This window comes from Streptomyces sp. C (assembly GCF_000158895.1).
Taxonomy (GTDB): Bacteria; Actinomycetota; Actinomycetes; order Streptomycetales; family Streptomycetaceae; genus Streptomyces; species Streptomyces racemochromogenes.
Map to the genome: position 1 here is coordinate 5,990,585 of NZ_GG657750.1, position 4,187 is coordinate 5,994,771.

The 4,187-nt window shown below is 73.6% G+C and carries 3 protein-coding genes; all 3 read left to right on the forward strand.

Going from position 1 to position 4,187, the window contains the following annotated elements; all coding sequences use genetic code 11:
• Positions 1-624: hypothetical protein (locus SSNG_RS27015; protein WP_007267104.1), on the forward strand; the 624-nt coding region annotated here is incomplete at its 5' end.
• 205 nt (positions 625-829) lie between these two features.
• Positions 830-1,609, forward strand: a complete 780-nt coding sequence (locus tag SSNG_RS27020) for an ABC transporter ATP-binding protein (protein ID WP_042802007.1) — start codon at positions 830-832, stop codon at positions 1,607-1,609.
• Positions 1,600-4,170 (forward strand): ABC transporter permease, encoded by a 2,571-nt coding sequence (locus SSNG_RS27025; protein WP_042802009.1) that lies wholly within the window; start codon positions 1,600-1,602, stop codon positions 4,168-4,170. The genes SSNG_RS27020 and SSNG_RS27025 overlap by 10 nt, the downstream gene beginning before the upstream one ends.
• Positions 4,171-4,187: the final 17 nt, after the last annotated feature.

A 4,187-nucleotide genomic window follows, 5' to 3' on the forward strand; every position in this document is an offset into this window, starting at 1 on the left:
CCCCCGCACACCCCCGCCCCCGGGGCCGCGGCCGTCACCGGCGGGCTGCTCGTCGTCGCCCTGCTGCTGTGCGCGGGCCCCCTCGCCGGCGGCGCCGTCCAGGAGTTCCTGGACCGCATGGCCGGCGTGTTCGCGCTCGTCGCGCTCTCCGGCTCCGTGATGCTCGGCCTCGCCACCGTCTTCCGCGACGTACTCACCCCCGCCCAGCGGCAGTTCGCCCAGCTCCTGCACCGCGCGGCCGGCCTGGCCGGCGTCGGCTTCCTCCTCGTCCACATCGGCGTCAAGGTCGCCGGGCAGAAGATCGGCGCCGCCGACGCCGTGCTCGGCTGGGGGAGCGGGGACCTCCTGGTCGACCTCGGCACCCTGGCCGCCCAGCTCTTCGTCCTCGCCCTCCTCACCGGCCTGTGGCGGGGCGTCTTCGCCACCCGCCGCTGGATCCGCCCCTTCCGCGTCCTGCACGGCGCCGCGTACGCCGGCTGGGCCGCCGGCCTCGTCCACGGCCTCGGGGCCGGCCGCACCCCCGCCGGCTGGGTCGTCGCCTGCTACGCCCTGTGCGCCGCCGCCACCCTCGCCGCCCTCGCGTACCGCCTCACCCGCGGCCGCGGCCGCGGCCGCCGCCGCTGACCGCTCTCCCCGCTCACCGAACGGGCCCGGACCGCACGGTTCCGGCCGGAGGGCACCGCCCCCGGCCGGAAACCGGCGCCCGGGGCCTTCTCGCGTAGAGGGAATATAGACCCGCCCTCAAGGATCGGCGTGTTGCATCCGCCGACTTGGGCGGATGGGGCTGCTGACAAACCCCCCTCAAACGCATGGGAAGGACTGGTCGCGCATGCGGACCCAGACGAACAGCCTCCGTGGGCAGAGCAGCACCGGATCCCCCGGGTTCGCGCTGCGCCTGGACGGGGTCGTGAAGGAGTACGGAAAGAGCGGTCGCGGCGTACGCGCCCTGGACGGGGTCTCGGTCGGCATCGAGCGCGGCTCGTTCACGGCCGTCATGGGACCCTCCGGTTCCGGAAAGTCGACCTTCCTGCACTGCGCGGCCGGCCTCGACAAGCCGTCCAGCGGCAAGGCCTTCATCGGAGACACCGAACTCGGCGGGATGAACGAGACCCAGCTGACGAAGCTGCGCCGCGAGCGCATCGGCTTCGTCTTCCAGGCCTTCAACCTCATCCCGGCCCTTTCGGTGCGCCAGAACGTGGAGCTCCCGCTCCGCCTGGCCGGCGAGCGCCTCGACCCGGCCTGGCTGGAGGAGATCCTCACCCGCGTGGGCCTGGGCGGCCGCGCCACCCACCGGCCCGCCGAACTCTCCGGCGGCCAGCAGCAGCGCGTCGCCATCGCCCGCGCCCTGATCACCCGCCCCGACGTCATCTTCGGCGACGAGCCCACCGGCGCCCTCGACACCGTCACCGCCAAGGAGATCCTCTCCCTGCTGCGGTCCTGCGTCGACGAGACCGGCCAGACCGTGGTCATGGTCACCCACGACCCGGTCGCCGCCTCCTACGCCGACACCGTCCTCTTCCTCGCCGACGGCCGCATCGCCGACCGGATGCACGCCCCCACCGCCGACCGCGTCGCCGACCGCATGACCCACCTGGGAGCGTGGGCCTGATGCTGCGCTATGCCCTGCAGACCCTGCGCGCCCGCAAGGGCGGCTTCATCGGGGCCTTCCTCGCCCTCTTCTGCGCCGCCGCGCTCGTCACGGCCTGCGGCATCCTCCTGGAGACGGGTTTAAGAGGAGAGATCGGCACCGAGCGCTACGCCGGTGCCCCGGTGATCGTCGGCGGTGACCAGAACGTCCACCAGGTCACCGTCAAGAACAAGGGCGACAAGACCAAGACCAAGGAGAAGGAGAAGCCGCTCGGCGAGCGGGTCTGGCTTCCCGCCGACACCGCCGCCACCCTCGGCTCGCTGCCCGGCGTCAAGGCCGCCCTGCCCGAGGTCACCTTCCCGGCCTACGCGGTGAGCCCCAAGGGGCAGGTCGTCCCGGGCGTCGACGGAAAGCCCTCCTACGGCCACTCCTGGACCTCCGCGGCCCTGACCCCCTTCACCCTGTCCGAGGGCGCCGCCCCGGCCGGCGCCGACGAGGTCGTCGTCGACCGCGAACTCGCCCGCCGGGCCGGCATCAAGCCCGGCACCGAACTGACCGTCCAGGCCACCGGCTCCCCGCGCACGTACCGCGTCAGCGGCATCGCCGCGCCCGCCGGCGGCGACCTGGAACAGCAGACCTCGCTGTTCTTCTCGGACTCCGAGGCCGAGCGGCTCTCGGGCCGCGCCGGACAGGTCGCCGTGGTCGGCGTCCTGGCCAAGCCCGGCGTGTCCACGGGGGACCTCGCCCAGCAGGTGAAGAAGGCCCTCGCCGGCACCACCGCCCAGGTGGTCACCGGCGGCGAACGCGGCCCGGTCGAGTTCCTCGACGCCGCCAAGGCCCGCATCAAGCTGGTCTCCATGGGCGGCGCCATCGGCGGCACCTCCCTGCTCGTCGCGATCCTCGTGGTCGTCGGCACCTTCGCCCTGTCCATCCAGCAGCGCTACCGCGAACTGGCCCTGCTGCGCGCCATCGCGGCGACGCCCAAGCAGGTCCGCCAGCTCATCGGCCGCGAGGCACTGATCGTCGGCGCCCTCGCCGGTGTCCTCGGCTCGGTCACCGGCCTGCCCATCGCCTACTGGCTGCACGGCAAGTTCGTCGGCTTCAAGGCGATCCCCGACACCCTCGAAGTCACCTTCAGCGTCTTCCCGTTCTTCGCGGCGATCGGCGCGGCCCTGCTGGGCGCCTGGGCGGCCGCACGCATCTCCGCCCGCCGCACCGCCCGCATCCGCCCCGCCGAGGCCCTGTCCGAAGCGGCCATGGAGCAGCGGAACTTCGCCTGGGGCCGACTCGGCGCCGGCGCCGCGTTCCTGGCCGGCGGCATCGTCCTGCTCGCGGTCCTCTCGGTGCTGCGCAGCGAACCGGCGTCCACCCCGGTGACCTTCCTGTCGGTCGTGGTCCTCGCGGTGGCGGTGTCGCTGCTCGGCCCGCTGATCGCCCGGATCGCCGTCGCCGTCCTCGGGGTCCCGCTCAGGGCCTCCCGGGTCGGCGGCTACCTGGCCACCGCCAACGCCCGCGCCAACACCAAGCGGCTGTCCGCCGCGGTCACCCCGCTGGCGCTGCTGATCGGCATGGCCTGCACGGTGTTCTTCGTCCAGACCACCATGGGCGCGGCGGCCACCGCCCAGGCCAAGGCCGGCAACAAGGCCGACTGGGTCGTCGGCTCGGCCGGCCCCGGCGTGCCCGCGCAGGCCGCGGACAGCCTCCGCCGGGTCGCCGGCGTGACCGCGGTGACCGAGGTCGTACGCACCTCCGTGCGCGTCGGCCTGGAGAAGTACCCGGCACAGGGCGTGTCCACGCAGGGCCTGACCCACACCTGGGACCCGGGCGTCAGCGCCGGCACCCTGGACGGCTTCGGACCGCAGTCCGTCGCCCTCAGCGACGTCGCCGCCGACAACCTGGGCAAGAAGCCGGGGGACAAGCTGAAGCTGACCCTCGGCGACGGCACCGCAACCGAGCTGACCGTCGCGGCCGTCTACGACCGGGGGCTCGGCTTCGGGGACCTGACGATGTCCCACGAGCTGGTCGTCAAGCACGTCGACAACCCGCTCGCCTCCTCGCTGCTGGTCAAGACCGCCGGAGAGGGCGGGCCCGGCCGCGCCGAGCTGCAGAAGGCCGTCGGCGCCCTGCCCGGCGTCGGTGTGCTCGACCGCGACCAGGTCGAGGACCTGCAGGCCGAGGTCCAGCAGTCCAACGCCGAGGTCAACTACGTGGCGATGGGCCTGATCATCGCCTTCACCGCGATCGCCGTGGTCAACACCCTGGCCATGTCGGTCTCCGACCGGATCCGCGAGTTCGCCCTGCTCCAGCTCGTCGGCACCACCCGCCGGCAGGTGATGGGCATGCTCCGCATCGAGTCCGCCCTGGTGGTCCTCATCTCCGCCGTGCTCGGCACCGGCATCGCCTTCGCGGTGCTCACCGCCTTCAGCGTCGGGATGACCGGCTCCGCGTCCCCGTCCATCGACCCCTGGATGTACCTCGGGGTGCTGGGCTTCGCCGCGGTGCTCACCGCCCTGGCCACGCTGGTCCCGGGCCGGCTCGCCCTGGCCGGCCGCCCCGCGGACGTCATCGGCTCGCGCCAGTAGCGGCCACCACGGCCGGA

What these genes read in the sequence shown, in the direction of transcription:
- SSNG_RS27020 (WP_042802007.1), top strand. Translation starts at nt 830, where the DNA reads ATGCGGACCCAGACGAACAGCCTCCGTGGGCAGAGCAGCACCGGATCC.